This is a genomic window from Aliidiomarina minuta, from assembly GCF_003987145.1.
GTDB lineage: Bacteria > Pseudomonadota > Gammaproteobacteria > Enterobacterales > Alteromonadaceae > Aliidiomarina > Aliidiomarina minuta.
Genome location: NZ_PIPL01000001.1, coordinates 935,648 through 952,123, shown reverse-complemented (window position 1 = coordinate 952,123; position 16,476 = coordinate 935,648). Strand labels below are relative to the sequence as shown.

Sequence of the window (16,476 nt, the reverse complement as noted above, 5' to 3'; positions counted from 1 at the left end):
CGTGCCGGTGGGCACGCTTATTTTTTGCGCTAGCTAGGTATTGATGCCGACTTGGGTCGCAACCTGAGATTGAATTACAGTTTCAATCGCTGAGTATAGATCAACATCGCTGGCAGGCGTTTCTATGGTTAGTACAAGTGAGTATCTCACCTCTTCGTCATGCAGTTTGAACGACGTGCGTGTTTTCCACCAGCCATTGCCTGGAACGACAACTAACTTATCCATGGATGCTAAGTCTACTGCTGTACCTTCCCAAACATCTTTTGAAACGGATCCATGGGCTCTCGCTTTAGGACCTATGCGCCACTGTCCTGAATCATCCTGGGCTTCAAAGTCATCAGGTCGATCACCAGTGCTAATTCTCTGCAACAGCTGTTCATTTGACTCCAAAGAGCGTTTAAGCTCAAACCCCAAGTTATGGCTCTGATATGAATATTTGTTGGAAAACGCACGATTCGACGGGTTAGGTTCAATAAAGTAAGACAAGGTGACAGTCAACTTTACATCCGTATTACCAAGCCCTTGAAGTAGTTCTGTTGGCCAAGGAAGATCATGTAATCTCAGCTCGTTAAATTTGACGCTCTGATATTTTTTGAAAGGTTTTATAGAGTCTTCAAAAATTACCGATGCTCTTTGGCTGGCGCTGTCCAGTGCTTTTTCAATGTCTGGTACTCCGTGTCCAACACGCTTTATTAGCTTAGCTGATTTTTGTTTTTCGGTGCCAGCGGGAGCAAATTGTGCATACATGGCGTCTGTCCAACTTGCAGAGTGAATAACAAGTGCACGGACTGTTTCCGGTCGCAAATTGGGATACCGAGCAAATACCTTAGCTGAGAAGTTGGCTGCAAGAGCGGTTGCCGCACTTGTTGCACAAAACGTGGTGAAAAGCCGTTCCTGAATACTGTGATCAGTGGTCAAAAGGGATAACGAAGGTAGGCTATAGCCACCAGTCGGTTCTAGGCCCACATTCCCACCTTCAAAAACGACATCGGGTTTAATTGGCTTTCTGCCATCCCACTCGGTAGATGTCGAGGAGTAGGGGGAAATTTCACCAACATCAGCAACCGGGGCAGTGTAACCATGCTCTGCAATAGTTACCTTTTCTGTGTACGCGCCGACGGTAAGCGCGTTCCACGATTGGCCAGGGTCGTGAATTTGATGAGAGTCGAGATAAGCTGGATACGCCCCGTAATCTGCGGGCTGTTTTTTAGAGTTACCGGCAGCAACGATGAACAGGCGCTTTGGATCCTGCTCACCAATTCTGTTAAAACAGAGCTCGTCAATAGCAGCTGACCAAGCCGATGGTCGGCCCATATCTCGGGTATCAGTGGCGCACACGGCGAGCGTATAAATACGGTTAGTTAGTGGAGCAATCATCTCTGGTAAGATTGTTGCCTCGATCGTAATTGCACCATAAGCCTGGTCTTCGTTATCACCATCTTGGTTGATTATTTTTACTGACTCGAGGTTGTGACTTATGGTCACCGGCTCTTGTGATTCTAACGCGGTTTTTAAATCGCCCCAGAGAGCAATGCCCGCCATATTAGTGCCGTGTCCCTCGACATCCGCTGTGCCAAAAGCATCATTGACAGTAAATATCTTTTGCTGGCTTGAAAAGGGAGCTAGTAATGGATGACCGATATTCACGCCAGTATCGATTATGGTTACGGTTGGATTTTCATCCTCAAGCTTATAACTCAAGCGCTCTAGCAACTCGCTGGACCAATCTCGTTGCTCTTCGATAGTTAAATGATCAAAGAACTCAGCTGTTTCTTTAGGCTTCCTGAGTTCTGCAACCGTGTTTAGTAAGTGGACGCTAGAGGTGAGTTGATCTGTTGAAGCGTCGATGTATCGGACCACTCGCTCCCTGAATACGAGCTTGCGTGAAGCGACCGGAATTTCAAGACTCTGCGCTAGGCGTTCAAAATCAACCTCAGCTTGGCCATTACCTCTCGGCAGCCAAACTTCCCACGATGTGACCTGCTGCTTATGAGATGGCAACAAGTCAGGGGCATCAGTCCAGAGTGACTCAAGGGTTGCTTGATAAAAGTTGGCGATACTCTCAATGAGATTTTTATTCGCAGGTTTGTCGTTGGAACTCGTCTCAACATACTGTTCGAGCTTTCGCTGGAACACAACTAGCTTCCCCTCAGGTATGAAGACCGTTGCGAAGTAAGTGTTGTGTTTAATTTGAATATTTAAAAGTTCAATGCCTTGATGCTCAGAGGACAAGCCATCGAATACAAGTTCAAAACCTTCGAAGCTCTCAAATGTTACTTGCAAGCCTACTCGGTCGATATCTGCCGGAGGCTGCAACTGAGAGATATGTTCTTGAGCTTGAATCAATCCACCGAAGTGCCCAAGAAGTTGAGCACCATGTGCGTTTGGATTAAGAGTGGGACGTGCTTTGTAAATTGGGCTGGAAGCCTTACGGAATTCATGGCTTGTTCCAGCGTTTTCAATGTGAAAGTGGGGCTTACCGTCCTTGTTTGCCATAAACTTTACCTATTATTATTTTGGGGTGGCCTCTGGGTAATCTGCTGACGCTCTTTAATCGCTTTAGTCAGCCATTCGGATTTGAACTTTTTGGTTCCTGACAAAAGAACCTCTTTGATGACATCATCAGCGATAACTTTGACGTCTGCCGAACTCAAGCCCTGCGCTCGTTTCGCATAACTAGTCCAAGCTAGCCGAGCTGGTGCATAAGGCTGTAACCGGCGTACCATCAGTGTCTTGATGCTCTCAACGGAAGGGAGGTTGTAGTTCACAACCTCATCGAAGCGTCTGAACAGTGCTCGGTCCAAAAGTTCACTGTAGTTTGTAGCACAGACGATTAAGCTCGTGGAGTTATCTTGCTCAATCATCGTCAGTAAGCTGTTGAGTACTCTTCTTGCTTCACCTACGTCATTACCCGAAGCACGGTCCGCGCCAAGGGCGTCAAATTCGTCAAAAAAGTAAACACCGCGAACACTTTCTATTGAATCAAAGATTTGTCTCAGCTTAAGCGAGGTCTCACCCATAAACTTGGTAATTACGGCATCTAGCCGGACTTCAAAGAGAGGGTAGCCTAACTCCCCCGCTAGCGCCGACGCTGTGTAGGTCTTCCCAGTGCCAGGCGGGCCAACTAGTAGCAATTTCCGTCTGGGGTTTAAGCCGTGTGAACGCAGCTCATTAAGGTGTTTCACCTCTTTCATAACCCGGTCAAGTTGCGCTCTGGATTCTTTTTCAAGCACCAGATCACTGAGCTTCGTAGACGGACTAGAGGCATGCAGAAGCCCCGATGAATCAGTTTGCCCTTTAGATATCGGAACAACTTGTTTTTGATTTTTAGCTTTATTGGCTAGCTCTCGTAGTTCTTCAGCAAGTTTGAAGTGGCCAATTTTCGCTTCGTGCGCAGCTACTTGCAGCGCAACCGAGCGGAAGCGCTCAGGGTCGCCTGAAACGTGCGCGTGCATCAAAGCTTTAAGCTGTGCTGAACTGGCCATTACTGAACCTTTTAAACTGAAAGCGTGTGTTAACTATGTATAGCATGCGGATTCTACACCAGTCAGCTTTTATTTGAAGTTAAAGTCGACGGGGGAGGGATTGTGATTGGCGCTATTGGAAACCAAAGCGAGTTCGTAGAGCTCGCTCTTTATTCGGTGGCGACATACTCGGCGCTTTAAGGGCGGCTTGGTAATTAGCCACGCGCAGCTTTTCTTTCTCAAGAAGGCGCTTCTCGAAGATTTGACTGTCGTTTAGCTTTAGTTGACTAATCATAGATCGGACCTCCGATTCCCGGTAACCATAGAGGCTAATAACGCTAAGTTAACATATTTACATTGATGCAAGGCGATCAAATGTCTTCTGATGAATACGAAGCTGATTTTTAGCTTCGGACAAAACAAGCTCACGGCCCTCCGGAGTTTCCAGGTTTAGCTCTTTAGTCGCCTTGATGTAAGGGCGGACAACCGGCTTTGTTACCCCGTACTTGCTTAACTTGTTGACCATACATGGTTCCTGATATCGATGGGCAATACGAGCACTTCATCTGCGCAGAAGGTTAGACGTTGATTGTTTCTAACGTATTCTCAGCTTTGGCTTTTTTATAAGCTTTGACTAGCTTAGCCATTCCAGCTTTCTTTGCCGGATGGACAGGGTATTTGGTCCGATTCGATGAACGCATAATGCTTTCCCTCATGAACTGGCGACATTGAGAAAAATGAAAGTAACCCACCGGTTTGAGGGTATCCAAGCAGGTAGAGCCTTGGTGGGTTTTGTCTTGCTTACTTTAGCACCGAAATACTTGAGGTTGGAAGGTTTGAGACGTTCTAAGTTTCATGACTTTGCTATCTCGTTATCGCGCTCAGTTACACGCTGTGCAATCCAGTCTTCAATCTCATCAGCAACCCAGGCAACTGCTCGACCACCAAGCGGCACAGGCTTGGGAAAGCGCCCTAAATCCATGTACTTGTAAATGGTGGCACGAGCTAGTGTCGTGACGTTCATTACTTCTTTAATTTTCATTAATTTCATTTTACGAGCTCCTATGCTCAAAGCATTGTGCTAGCCCGTAGAGAATGATGCTAGGAGTCGATTCCAAAAAAACTGAGGCCTATATCACGGATGTGCATTAGCTATTAATAAGGAGCGCAACATGCACACAACCAATGATAGAGAAGCCTATGTTTGCAATGAGCCTATGACGGCCCGAGAGGTGTTACAGAAAGCGTCTGAGATAATCGCTCAGCGGTACGCCAGGCAGAGTGAGCCGTTTACCAGTCCAACTTTAACTAAGGAGTACCTGCAGCTGAAGCTTTCAAACTATGATCGTGAAGTGTTTGGAATCATGTTGCTGGACAGTCAGCATCGCTTGATTGAGTTCCAGGAGCTTTTTCAGGGCACTATCAACGCTGCCGCTGTGTATCCGCGAGAGATTGTTAAAGCGGTGATTCAGGCCAACGCAGCAGCCGTCATACTGACGCACAATCACCCATCAGGTATACCAGAGCCATCACAGGCTGATATGCGCATCACTGAGAAGATTAAAAGCTGCCTGGAGGTAATTGACGTGCCAGTACTTGACCACATCGTAGTGGGAGAGACCTGCGTGTCTTTTGCAGAACGCGGTTTACTGTAGATGATGAAGGGCTGGGGTAGTTGACGCTATCCCAGCTAACTTCAAACCTACATCATGGATAAAAAGCCTTATTTTTTGATTTTGCTAAAGGTATGTCGTGGCTTGGCGATAGCTCAATAGTAAATCAATTTATTTCAATGACATGGAGGTCAAATATGACTTTTAGAAATGTAAGTTCTGGTCTTGCTGTTCTCTTTTTAATGATAGGTTGCGGGGGCGGTAGTGACGATGACAGCTCTACAGATACAGGTGGTACGACTCCACCGATCACCGACCCTGATGATGGTCAGCCGCCAGCGGATTGTTCTGGCTGTGTATTGACTGCAGATGTCGATGACTTTGCATATTCGCCTTATACCGACATGTTAGAGCGTGCTTACCTAGGTGAGAGTATCTACATCACTGGTAGTGAAAACGTCTCATGGGAAGCCTTACAGGAACTCGGAGACATGATCGACACCATGGTGCAGTATCGTCCAGACATGGTAGATCGCTTACGCGACTTCGGTACGTTCTATAGCGTTTATGGCCGCAATGAAGATCTGTGTGATATCCCATACTTCGAAGAGTGGCATCACCTGGATAACTACTGTGCTGGTGGTGGTGTAGCAGGCTTTCGTGATAACCCCACAGCCACGTGTTCAGAGCGTAATATCCTAGCCTTGCCTAACGATCCGTATCAGCGTGGACAAGATACTGGCGAGAACACATGTCTACATGAAATGGCTCACATCGTCATGAATGTGTATATGGAAGACTACCAGCGCGATGAAGTACGTCGTCGTCATGAAGAGGTACTCGGTACTGACTTGTGGATTAAAGGTAACGGTCAGGAGGCATTTGCGCGCAGTAACGCTGATGAGTTCTGGGCTGAGTTGTCGCAAGTGTACTTCAATGCCAACTACAACATCGACCATCATACCCACAACGGCGTAAATGGTGCAGATGAGTTTAAGGACTATGACCCAGTAAGCTATCAGCTCATTGAGTCTGTCTATATTCAACCTGCTGATTTACGATAGCTGGATAGCGCCTGGGTGAAGGTCTCACCCAGGCTTACCTTATCAATTGCGGCTGGTGCCAAATGACCTGCTCCCTTCACCGTACCTTTTAGTCTCAAGCTTAGCCATATAGCTCGCTCGGAAAAACAATGCTGGATAAACCTCGTTAAACGTATCTGAGTTGATATCTAACGCGTACAAACAATTTTCAGGGAAGTGAACAGCTCCCATGGTTTTCGACTGTTGGAGCCCTAAAGCGCTTGCCCATGCCTTTTTAATTCGAGCCGCTAGGTTCCCTTGTTTAGCACCGTAATCCCCAAGGCAATGGAAACGATCACGATTTAGCAGCAGTAGTACGTGGTAGTGAGGGTATCCAAACTCATCTGTACTTTCCTTTACCCATGCGTACCTAACCGAGCAAGGATGCACCCGAGTGCCCTTTGCTTGCTTTCTCGCCGTATCGCACGCTATTTGCTTCTTTAAAGATTCGAAGAAACGGGTAATAACACTGGAGTCTAGATTTTCAATATATCTCACAGGTACGCGCAGGTCGAAACGAACTGCAAGTGTTCTAGGGTGTTCACTTAGTGATTTATTGATGGTCAGAAGAATACGTTCAAGGCATCCAACGACAAGTGGACCTCTACTGGTGTAGATCGGTAGGCCCTTGAAGTCAGCTTCATTTGTAAGTTGAAGGTTTGGATTTAGCGGGGATGCATTTGACATGATTAGTTTCCTATGTGGTCTTGTGTCATAGGAACTATCGAGACTGTATGGTTTTACATATTTTACTCTGACCCCTGGCTTCTTACATCACACTTTAGGTGGCAGCTTTGGTTGCTGCCATGTCGTATACGTAGCGCACCACTAAGCAATAATAATACTAACTATTACCGACTTAATGATGGTCATGGTTCGTGGAGCTGTCGCTCAGTAACAAGCATTATGGGCTGATTATATGTCGAAGGGTTGCGCTGATTTTAAGTTCACCTTGAGTCAGCACTTTCGATAATCAACTTGTAAGGCTTAAGCCTCAGTAATATCGGAAAGCTCAATCGATAAATTTGCAGTGGCCGCATCGTATGATGGTTGGTATCACACCGTTAGCTAAACTTCATGATAAACGCTAAAAATATCGATATCAGTGGCTTTCCGACCGTTTATATATCTATCTGTCCAGGTTTTTTAAGAGTTCTTTAAAGGTTTTTTGTAGGTGCTTTAATGGTTTTTTAAACGTTTTTTAAAGGTGTTTTGTGGGTGTTTTATAGGTTCTTTAAGTGCTATCCTTTGTCTGGATCACTGAAAGGGTTTATGTGGGGAGTAATATAATGAGTGAAATCAGTAGTAAATCTGAGCAAGTATTTTCGTTTGAGAAGCATCTCAAGAAGAGTGAAGCACTAGCAGTATGGTTATATAATTTCCTAATTGAAAAAGAGCAAATACATCGTTCAGTCACTTCTCCGAGCACGAAACATAAGAGAGAAAAAGTGCTTAATTTGATAGAAGGGTTTAAAGGGGAGCGTCACCGTCACTTTCAATCCCCAATTTGGAGGGAAGCAGAAGCGCTGTGGCGCAGTAGCACTCTGGACGATGAGGATATCGGCTGGATTGCTAAACTGAGTCCGGGGGAGTTATTTGCTCTTTGGTTCTATCTTAGAGGCGCGGTAGTGGTAAAGAATCAAGGCCCTAATTCAAACGCTTCACCTTATGAACTTGAGTTACCTGATTCTTTTAAGAACAGATTTCTTGAAGATACATTAGAGGGTGAGCCCAACCGCTATGAGTCGCTTGGATTAGAGCTTATACCTGATTCAACCGAAAGCATGCTGTCCTGTGTTCATGATTTTGTTAGCTATTGGAGCGACAGTGTCACGACAAAGAAGCTTCTGCTTCGGACGCTGAAAGAGAATATGGATGGGGCCAGAGAGTTAGACTATTTTAAGGGTTTGAAAGTGTACTCTGAGGATGACGCGAATATAATGTGGCGTTACTTGCGAGATCATAAAAACATGATTGGAGCTAAGTGCGAATCAATGGCTAGCTTCGGTATATCTAGAGTAATAGGGGTATTTTCAATTTGGCAAGCATCGCGAGAGTATAAGGAGTCGGCTTTAAAAGCTACGAAAAGAAACCTACGAGAAAGACAAGGCGCAAGCAAAGAGGATAAAGAAAGAGCAAACTTGGTTTTGGACGGAGAAACTCACGCCATGTTAGTTGAGCTGGCGGGTGGTCCACGTAAGTTAAGTGCGTATGTAACGCGGTTGGTTTGGGAGAAAGCCGATTCCTTGACTAAGTGAGGTTTATTGTATTCCTTAATGTATTCCTATGCTTGGGTTTTTATATTAAAATTGTTTAAATTCATATGCTTAGCTTTTTAGTTCAAATCCCGCCAGCTCCACCAAATCAAAAAGGGCACCCAAGCGGGTGCCCTTTTTATTTGTGGTTTTGGTTTGGACGCAGAACGCGTGTCGGGTTCACCAAAACGCCGGGAGCGTTTTGGCTCGTCGGCGCAGCCGGCGACCTGAAGGGCGAAAGCCATGGATGGCTTTCGTAAATCCCGCCCACCATTCTCCGGGCTTAGAGGCCCAAAGACGGGAGTTGAACTTGCGTCCGTTTCTATGCCGCTAGCGCTTGTTGGGAGGAGGTTGTTGATCATGGCGGTGGCCCGGGTGGCTTCCATGACTTGTTTTATCTCCATAAGCATCCGTGATTAACGCCCGGCTTAAGGTATCGCGACCGGCAACCGTTATCATGTCTATTTTGGGGGCCCCAGTTGTCGCTGTTCCATAAAGGATTCCGCCAAGGCAGCCACCCCGGGGCGTACGGCGTTGGTGTTGTTGTTGGCATGGACGCTTGCAGCAGCGAGTATCAGTAGCGCAAATATTGATTCTTCTATGGGTTAGGGTCCTTGTTTAGTAATTTGTGGTAAAAACGGCCTGCTCGGGGTGGGTGTTATTCACCCACCCTTTCTTTTTTGTGCGTTAAAATTATAGAAAATCAATCCATAGCCTCTGCAGTATAGTAGTTTTCGCTCTCGTCCCAGAACTCTAAGCGGCCTTGTGAGTTGAGAATGAAATATTCATCAAAAGACCGTCCTCTTTCTGATTGCAGCTTTGTTCCTCTTGCGTGCTGAGAAGTCTCTACCTCTTGAGTGCCGGAGCTGCCATCAGCAAATATTGATGTGATGTAGTTGGTTGAGTCTTCTGCGCGGTGCAGGAGCATGCGATAAGATACCCCCGAGTTTGCAACCCACTGGCCAAGAACTTCACCATCTATATCCACACCTGGCGCATCTTGAGTGAGGTCGTCGAATTGCTGACTTGTTGCCCCAAGTATCTTGACTTCCAAATCAGGGTCGAAATGTGTAGTTGCCCAAGCCGTTCCTCTTGATTCACCCTGAACATAGTACAAGATGTACGTGCGGTTATGGTTTTGATCCTGTCTCTCGGTGCTAGATAAGTACTTAGCAAGCTTAGCAAGTTGATCTTCACTAATTCGCTCAGGCAGATTTATGTTCACGCGACGACTCATGTTGGAGGGGTATGTATCCACTATCACCTGAAAGTCAATATCGGGCCGAGGCTCAGCCTCTTGAAACCTTATCGTTGTTTCTTCTGACTCATAGTTGCCACACCCAAGAAGAATCACTAGCGAGAATATTGCAATAAGGTACTGACGATAAGGTGGCTTCATTTCAAATTCCTTTTTATGGATAGCTAAAGCTTCAGGTAACATTATGTTAACATGATTATAAAATATACTGAAAATAGTCGGACAGGCAGTAGCTCATTATGAGCCAGCAGCACCGATAGCTTCAGTTGCATTGACGTTTAAACCACAAATGCAGGGCAGGAATAGGGCGCATGAGAACATTCAACTCCTACTGGATCTTTGTCTTATTGCGTTTGAACCAAACTATGATTTTTTTTTCCTCTGGTAAACCAGCTACGGTGCGTACTAGATAGTCTGCTTTGAACATCCGTGGTGTAAAAGTTTTCCTGCAGCTTCCTTGCACTATCACGGAGGCCTTTAATTGACGCAGTTTGTAGGCCCGCGATAGTAAAGTCCCCACCAGGCTCCTCCCCCTTCTGACCGAGAATAGTCATGGACGTTAAGCCGCTTAGCTGAAAAATTACACCGTGGAGATGTTCAATACCGTCTTTTACTTCCTTTGAAGAGCCATAAGAATAACCGAGGGCAGTTATTTCGGCTTCACTGCGTTTAAGGGTCAGTTGGAGGCGTAATAGGTCGTCCGTCTTTCGCAGAATATCGCGTCTACTAGCCTTATCATTAGCTTCTATTAGCTGCTCAATTTTATTGAGCTCGGATAAAAGAGACCCCACAAGGTTGGCAGCCTCGATAAGGCTGCGAACACTTTTATATTCAGCTTCCATCCGCTTTTCTTTAATCCAAGAATTAGCGGTTGCGCCCGCTAGTAGGAAAAGGCCCAAAGTGCTTATGGCCGATATTGCGCCGAAGTCAAAATTATTCATTTGAACGCCCACTTATATTGGTATTTTTTATTTGAATATGAAACTACTGGTGGGGACCTCTAAAAGCATGACCCTATCAACATCCATATAGTCGTACTCCACACATTCGTTGTTCTAATGAATTGGTAGAGTTGATTGTTTTTTGTTCAGTGTCAAGTTATAAACTGTCTGTGGTGTCGTGTTGGACAGGATGGTGCTTTGTTAGAACGTAGTAGCGTGTTATAAAACAATTACTTAACAAGTGATACAAGGATAAGATCATGACGCTTCGCATTATCACTCTTACAGAGAACTCCCCTTTAGCGGAGCTCGGAGCCCGAGACGGAGATTACATTCTTCGCATAAACGGCCATGAGGTTTCTCGCCAGGCAGATTTAAATCGAGTATATCAAACAGCTCATGCTGAGATAGAGATCAAAAGAGGCCAAGATGAATTTGCGATACAACTGAGCGCGGATGAACCAGGGGCAACGGTAGAAGATGGAGATGGTGAGTTTTTTAAGCTTCTGCCGAGCTCAACACCGATTGAGGCAACAAGCTCAACAAGCAGTAGTGCGTTAGGCGAGAGCTCGTTTGATGAGCCTAGTAATGCTGAAAAGGCAATCATGATCGTTGCCTGGACATTTTTAATTTTGAATATTGCAGGAACTGGCTTAGTCCTCATGTCTGAATTTGGACTTCATAGTCAAAGTGCAGGGCCTAGTGAAGTTATTAACTTTCAGTTGATAGCTGTGATGATCGTGGCTTGCTTGTCGAGCTCTTTTCTTGTTGCGTTTGCTGCAATGCTTTGCCATTACAAGAGACACCTGCAAAATATTGAAAAGGCGCTGGTAAAGCAAACGGACTAGTTTGCAGAATAGAGGCCTGTTTGGCTTCTCCCCGAAGAATAGGATCAGTGATTTTCTAGCGTTCAGAGCTATCAGCACCTGATCACGCTCACGCGCCAGAAGCAATGCGATATCTTCTATTTGTTTCTCGTCAGTGAGAACGTCACTTTGCTCAAGCAAGGGGAAGAGTCCTTCCACCATGTCCAGCATTTTATCGTGTGCGTCGGCTTCCGCACCCAACGCGGTCGTCAAACGCCAACGTCACTGAACCACCGCCTTTGGCGTAATCCACTGTGGCGCAGGCCAGGTTAACCAGCGACAGCTGCGGTGGTTTGTGGCCGATGTCGACGTCATATAAGGTTGGGTATGGCATGCTGTCAAAAACAGCGTGCAAGGCGTCGATATAGCTTACATGATCGTCAGAGGAGGCGTCGGGGCCGGTATTTCTGCCAAGAAGGAGGCCGCTGATACCACTAAACCAGCCATGGAACTCAAGGCTTTTCAGGGCTCGGAGCATTTCCAGTGGTTCCATCTGAGCGTTTTCCAGGTACAAAAGCACACCTTTGTTACTGCTCACACCAATGAAGCCTGGCACATCGCCGTAGACGGTGCCTGCGAGGCGGCTCAGGGTGTCCAGGCAGCCACCAATCAACTGGCCTTGAAGCTGTAACGGCTGTTCCTTCTGGTCCAGTCGCCGCCAGCGAGTGGGTTCTGTTTGCTGCAGTCCTGCGGTCGGGTCTTCAAGCCAGTTGGCAACCTCTTGCTGATAAAATCGTGATGACTGCTGTTCAACGGTTTGGCCTGGCTGGCAGCCTAGCAAATCCCAGATTGCCGCTGTATTGGCGTCCAACGGGGTTGCTGCTAGCTCCATTAAGTTGGGTCCATGCAACGTCGGCCAGCCAGCTATCAGGGAGAGCGGCATATGCAGGGTGCTAATGTCGGAAAAGCCACAAAACCACTTGGGTGAGCAGCTTTTAAGTCGCTCAAAGTCCATATGCGGCAGAAGCTCAATGGCGCGCTGGCCGCCCCAGGGCGGCATGATGGCATCAATCTCGGGGTCGATGAGGAACGTCATCAGCTCCTCAGCCCGCACTTTCGCCGGTGCGCTGGTGTCCTTGGTCTGGCTGCGCAGGCAGTTGCCTTCTTTTACGCTAAAGCCCCGCTTACGCAGCATCGTCAGCGCAAGGTCCAGGCGGCTATGTAAAGCCGGCTCGACGCCGCTTGAGGGGGCAGTGACGCCAATAGTTGCGCCGGACTGCAAGGGTTTGGGAAATTTCATTTACATGCCTGCTGGTAGGATTGTCCAATGATAATAGCAGCTGGCAGATCACGAGGTCACGCCTGGTATGTTATTGTCCGAAACTGGCCTGAAACGTAAATTTACACCTAATCAACGCCGGTCTGCGGAAAAAAAAGCTACGCTTAGTTCAATTTATTTTCTCCGGATGAACCCATGGTAGCTTAGCCATAAAGAGGTGCGAATGTTGACCTGTGACACCCATGTGCAGCAAGAAACAACATCTACAATACAGAGCCTTTACCAGTCGTTTTTACACTATCCCGACACGCAAAATAACCGCGAGCAGGCTCTTTGCTTTATCGCCGCGCAGCTTGGCCAGGCGCGCGCACTGACATGTGATTTACCAGACGATATTCAGAATTTGACCCAGTGGTCCGATGCGCATGTGGTTGAGGTAGGCGACGCCTATCAAGCCTACCTGAGCAAGCGCAAAGCTGGTGGGCCCCGCGAGTATTTTCAGAGCCGCTCCCACGCGCTATTTTATTTGCAGGCCATTGCGCCGACTAAGTTCGTGGACGGCGCCTGGCTCTATGGGCTTACCCGGCACTGGCGAGATGAGCGTTTCTACCCCTTGATTAAAACCTATATTGAAGAGCTGGGCGTAGGGAACGCGCAGCAAAACCATGTTTTGTTGTATCGCAAAATGCTCGAGCGTAACGGCTGTTTTAACCACATCAACGAAGCAGATTCGTTATATTTACAGGGCGCTATTCAACTGGCTCTGGGCCATAACAGCGAGGCGTTTGTGCCCGAGATCCTCGGCTATAACCTCGGCTACGAGCAGCCACCTTTGCATATGCTGATTACCGCCTACGAGCTTAAAGAGCTGGGTATTGACCCTTACTATTTTACCCTACACGTTACTACGGACAACGCCAGTACCGGCCATGCCCGCCAGGCAGTGGACGTTGTGCAGCGCCTGGCACCAGCTGTTGGTTCTACAGACACGTTCTACGATCGGGTTAAGGCCGGGTACCGGTTGAATCAGCTAGGACTCAATTACAAGGCATTGCTCGCCTCCTTTAATCTCGAGCAACAGACCGTGAAGATGTTAGAGCAGAAACGTTTTTATGGTACCAATATGCATTCCGATTTTTGCCGGATTGAGGGTAAAACGGTAAATGAATGGTTACAGACCCCAGGGCAAATAAAAGCTTTCCTCAATGCCATGGTTAAATGTCGCTGGGTTAAACGCAATGAGGACCCGCAGCGCAGCCGGTTCTGGCAGTTGATTGCCGGGGACAATGCCAAAATGGCTGGGGTGTTTAGTCCTTATGAGGCGCAATTAATTTACGACTGGATAGCCGGTGACTGGCTGGCTAACCGCGCGGATCAGCACGCCAGTAACAAGGTCGCCAGGCTAGTACAACCAGCGCAGCCGAGCGCCAATTGCGCAGCGCCGTCGAATAATCCGGTAGAAAATAACGAAGGCGATGTGGACTCTGATGTACAGCGCTTCGAGCGCGAAGTGACGGGGTTACCCACTGACGACAAAATGCGACGCTTAATTCAGCTTATGGCGCCGCAAACACACACCACAGCAGCAGGGCTGCTGGCAACTCGCATGTTTTGGAAATACTTATGCCGTTAAATCTTAAGTTGCAGGCCCTGGCTGATATTGGCCGCTACCTGCAAGGCGACACCTACCAGTTTGTTACTGTCACACCGCAGACCCACGAGTATTATTTACAGCGCCACAGTCAGCGTATGGCTAAAGGGCTGCGCGATGTGTTTGGTTGGTGCTTACCTTTTCATAAAACCTTGCTAAGTGATGAGCTCTGGCAATTGATGGAAAAAGCTGAAGTGCTTGAGCCATGCGCCGAGGGCTGGCGTTCAAGGGTACGCTGGTCGACGCTGGACGGCTCCCTGTTTGTGCATTCGGCGTACCCAACGGATAAAAACGATGCGGTATTTTTCGGGCCGGACACCTACCGCTTTGCCCGCGCCATTGAGCAGCACCTGCAAGGTGAAAGTGATGATATCCGATCGGCGATCGATATCGGTTGTGGGTCTGGGGCGGGCGCTGCGTACCTTGGCAAGCGGCTCCCTGAGGCTGCGGTGACGGCGGTTGATATTAATCCTTTGTCAATTGATTACACTCAGGTCAACGCGGATATCGCCAGCACCGGCAATGTGACTGCCTACCAAAGTAACTTACTAGATTCCGTCGATGGCGCTTTTGACCTGATGGTGGCTAATCCGCCTTATATGCACGACCCTGAAGCACGGGTATATCGCCATGGCGGTGGCCTGCGGGGGGCGGGGTTGTCCCTGCAAATCGTGGATACTGCGTTACAGCGCCTGGCTGCGGGTGGCGCACTGGTGCTATACACAGGTGTAGCCATTGTTGATGGCGAGGACTTGTTTTTGCAGGAACTTAAGCGCAGGACAGAGGGTCGTCACTGCCGCTGGGGCTACCAGGAAGTAGACCCGGATGTATTCGGGGAGGAGCTGCTCAAGACTGATTATGAGGATGTCGAGAGAATAGCCGCGGTGGTGCTGACGCTGCGCCAGCTTGGGTAAGTTTGCGTAAGTAGCGCAACACATCACCTAGCGGCGTACCTTGGCCTCCGCTCCTGGCTTATCAAGATGAATCTCGGCGCCTTTTTGCACCACGTTAAACGCGCCGTCTGTGCCTAAAATCACCGCGCCGACGTCCGCCACGGACGCCTGACCAGCTGCATGAATTGCCGAGCGAATGTCACCTTTTGTGACACGCTCACGGTGCATGGTTGCTTCCAGGTACTCGCCTTGATATACCAGTAAACTGGGTTCTGCAGCGATAACTTTACGCACCCAGCGAGCACGTACACTTGACCAGGTTACAATGAACTGGAAGGCGATTAATAAAGCCAGAGCTAACGCACCTTGCGCCAGAGCCACGTCCTTATTAAGTAAAATCGTTGCCAACGTTGACCCCAATGCGACCGTTACCACCCAGTCAAAAGCGTTCATTTTTGACAACGTGCGCTTACCTGCTATGCGCAGGAATATCACCAATGCCGCGTAGGCGAGCACGCCCACCACCAGAGTGCGAAGCAAGCTGTCCCAGCCGTTGAAAAATATATCGCTCATCGATTAACGTAACTGACTGTCTTTGCTGCCTCGTCGTTAAAACCGGAGGCTGCCTGATTGTCTTTATCCAGCGCTGTCTGGCATTCAATACACAAGCGCACACCTGGCAATGCCTGCGCAATGGGTTCATCACATTCCGCACAATGCTCCAGGCTTTCGCCCGCCGGTATTCGGCTGCGTGCCTGTTTGACACTGTCCTCAGTGCTTGTATCGATTTGATCCTGTACCGCGCCGTCGCGGGTCCAACCGCCTGCCATAGTGATGTTTTCAAAAGTTGAGTGTTGATGAATAGTGTAGCCTACAACCTGGGTTACTGTTTCACCTCGGCATCATTATTTCCTTACTTCAGGTTTGCTATTCTTACGCATATGCTTGTGTCGTTGGGTTCTGCGACCTTTATCATAATGGGAATGAGTGTTCTCTACGCGGTAGCAAATGGCACGGGAGGTAACGCACAAATCGATCCAACCCGAGTCATTCAAGGAGTGATTACTGGTATTGGCTTCCTTGGTGCCGGTACTATTATTCGAAATGGTGGCGATATTACGGGCATTACAACAGGGGCTTCAGTATGGATGGCAGGCGCAATTGGTCTAGCAGCTGGTCTTAATCATTCGCGTTGGCAATTATAGTAACTGTGATGGCGCTGATTATAACCAAC

The 16,476-nt window shown here is 47.9% G+C and carries 16 protein-coding genes and 2 pseudogenes; 7 read left to right on the top strand and 11 right to left on the bottom strand.

Annotation, left to right across the window (positions count from 1 at the left end):
- Nucleotides 1-33 precede the first annotated feature (33 nt).
- The 4 genes from CWE09_RS04555 to CWE09_RS04540 all read right to left on the bottom strand — a co-directional run bounded on the left by CWE09_RS04555 (nt 34) and on the right by CWE09_RS04540 (nt 4,515).
- Entirely contained in the window at nt 34-2,496 is a 2,463-nt protein-coding gene (locus CWE09_RS04555) for a S8 family peptidase (protein WP_126802820.1), read from the bottom strand.
- 5 nt (nt 2,497-2,501) lie between these two features.
- Nucleotides 2,502-3,485 carry an AAA family ATPase gene (locus tag CWE09_RS04550; RefSeq protein ID WP_126802819.1) on the bottom strand — a complete coding sequence of 328 codons (984 nt, stop codon included), beginning with the start codon at nt 3,483-3,485 and terminating at the stop codon, nt 2,502-2,504.
- A gap of 331 nt (nt 3,486-3,816) precedes the next feature.
- On the bottom strand, nt 3,817-3,990 hold the full coding sequence (locus CWE09_RS04545) for an acetyltransferase (protein ID WP_126802818.1): 174 nt from the start codon (nt 3,988-3,990) through the stop codon (nt 3,817-3,819).
- A gap of 327 nt (nt 3,991-4,317) precedes the next feature.
- Nucleotides 4,318-4,515 carry an AlpA family transcriptional regulator gene (locus CWE09_RS04540; protein WP_126802817.1) on the bottom strand — a complete coding sequence of 66 codons (198 nt, stop codon included), beginning with the start codon at nt 4,513-4,515 and terminating at the stop codon, nt 4,318-4,320.
- A 121-nt stretch (nt 4,516-4,636) separates the two neighbouring features.
- Between CWE09_RS04540 and radC the strand changes: the two genes are divergently transcribed.
- Together radC and CWE09_RS04530 are read left to right on the top strand one after the other, a co-directional pair.
- Entirely contained in the window at nt 4,637-5,119 is a 483-nt protein-coding gene (radC, locus tag CWE09_RS04535; protein WP_126802816.1) for a RadC family protein, read from the top strand.
- A gap of 155 nt (nt 5,120-5,274) precedes the next feature.
- On the top strand, nt 5,275-6,141 hold the full coding sequence (locus CWE09_RS04530; protein WP_126802815.1) for a hypothetical protein: 867 nt from the start codon (nt 5,275-5,277) through the stop codon (nt 6,139-6,141).
- A 42-nt stretch (nt 6,142-6,183) separates the two neighbouring features.
- Here CWE09_RS04530 and CWE09_RS04525 read toward each other — a convergent pair whose 3' ends face one another.
- Nucleotides 6,184-6,846 (bottom strand): inovirus Gp2 family protein, encoded by a 663-nt coding sequence (locus CWE09_RS04525; RefSeq protein ID WP_126802814.1) that lies wholly within the window; start codon nt 6,844-6,846, stop codon nt 6,184-6,186.
- A gap of 602 nt (nt 6,847-7,448) precedes the next feature.
- Between CWE09_RS04525 and CWE09_RS04520 the strand changes: the two genes are divergently transcribed.
- Entirely contained in the window at nt 7,449-8,417 is a 969-nt protein-coding gene (locus CWE09_RS04520; RefSeq protein WP_126802813.1) for a hypothetical protein, read from the top strand.
- Nucleotides 8,418-9,117: 700 nt separating this feature from the next.
- Here the strand turns inward: CWE09_RS04520 and CWE09_RS04515 are convergent.
- Together CWE09_RS04515 and CWE09_RS04510 are read right to left on the bottom strand one after the other, a co-directional pair.
- Nucleotides 9,118-9,855: a hypothetical protein gene (locus CWE09_RS04515; RefSeq protein WP_126802812.1), complete on the bottom strand. Its 738-nt coding sequence runs from the start codon at nt 9,853-9,855 to the stop codon at nt 9,118-9,120.
- A gap of 161 nt (nt 9,856-10,016) precedes the next feature.
- Nucleotides 10,017-10,613, bottom strand: a complete 597-nt coding sequence (locus CWE09_RS04510) for a hypothetical protein (RefSeq protein ID WP_126802811.1) — start codon at nt 10,611-10,613, stop codon at nt 10,017-10,019.
- A 260-nt stretch (nt 10,614-10,873) separates the two neighbouring features.
- Here CWE09_RS04510 and CWE09_RS14240 point away from each other — a divergent pair, with 260 nt between their 5' ends.
- Complete coding sequence (locus tag CWE09_RS14240) at nt 10,874-11,461, top strand: PDZ domain-containing protein (RefSeq protein ID WP_241974357.1); 588 nt, start codon at nt 10,874-10,876, stop codon at nt 11,459-11,461.
- 123 nt (nt 11,462-11,584) lie between these two features.
- On the opposite strand, the pseudogene CWE09_RS14235 reads toward CWE09_RS14240, so the two are convergent.
- Nucleotides 11,585-11,641: pseudogene (locus CWE09_RS14235) on the bottom strand (hypothetical protein); the annotation flags it as partial.
- 10 nt (nt 11,642-11,651) lie between these two features.
- The gene (locus tag CWE09_RS04500) at nt 11,652-12,719 is read right to left on the bottom strand and encodes a S66 family peptidase (RefSeq protein ID WP_198679612.1); all 1,068 of its coding nucleotides are present in this window, start codon (nt 12,717-12,719) and stop codon (nt 11,652-11,654) included.
- Between the two features lie 202 nt (nt 12,720-12,921).
- Between CWE09_RS04500 and CWE09_RS04495 the strand changes: the two genes are divergently transcribed.
- Nucleotides 12,922-14,331 carry an iron-containing redox enzyme family protein gene (locus tag CWE09_RS04495; RefSeq protein WP_126802809.1) on the top strand — a complete coding sequence of 470 codons (1,410 nt, stop codon included), beginning with the start codon at nt 12,922-12,924 and terminating at the stop codon, nt 14,329-14,331.
- Nucleotides 14,322-15,263: a methyltransferase gene (locus tag CWE09_RS04490; RefSeq protein ID WP_126802808.1), complete on the top strand. Its 942-nt coding sequence runs from the start codon at nt 14,322-14,324 to the stop codon at nt 15,261-15,263. The genes CWE09_RS04495 and CWE09_RS04490 overlap by 10 nt, the downstream gene beginning before the upstream one ends.
- Nucleotides 15,264-15,290: 27 nt before the next feature.
- Here the strand turns inward: CWE09_RS04490 and CWE09_RS04485 are convergent, their stop codons facing one another.
- Together CWE09_RS04485 and CWE09_RS04480 are read right to left on the bottom strand one after the other, a co-directional pair.
- Entirely contained in the window at nt 15,291-15,815 is a 525-nt protein-coding gene (locus CWE09_RS04485) for a DUF421 domain-containing protein (protein WP_126802807.1), read from the bottom strand.
- A 3-nt stretch (nt 15,816-15,818) separates the two neighbouring features.
- A pseudogene (locus CWE09_RS04480) lies at nt 15,819-16,072 on the bottom strand (DksA/TraR family C4-type zinc finger protein).
- Between the two features lie 27 nt (nt 16,073-16,099).
- On the opposite strand from CWE09_RS04480, the gene CWE09_RS04475 reads away from it, so the two are divergent.
- Entirely contained in the window at nt 16,100-16,447 is a 348-nt protein-coding gene (locus tag CWE09_RS04475) for an MgtC/SapB family protein (protein WP_198679608.1), read from the top strand.
- Nucleotides 16,448-16,476: the final 29 nt, after the last annotated feature.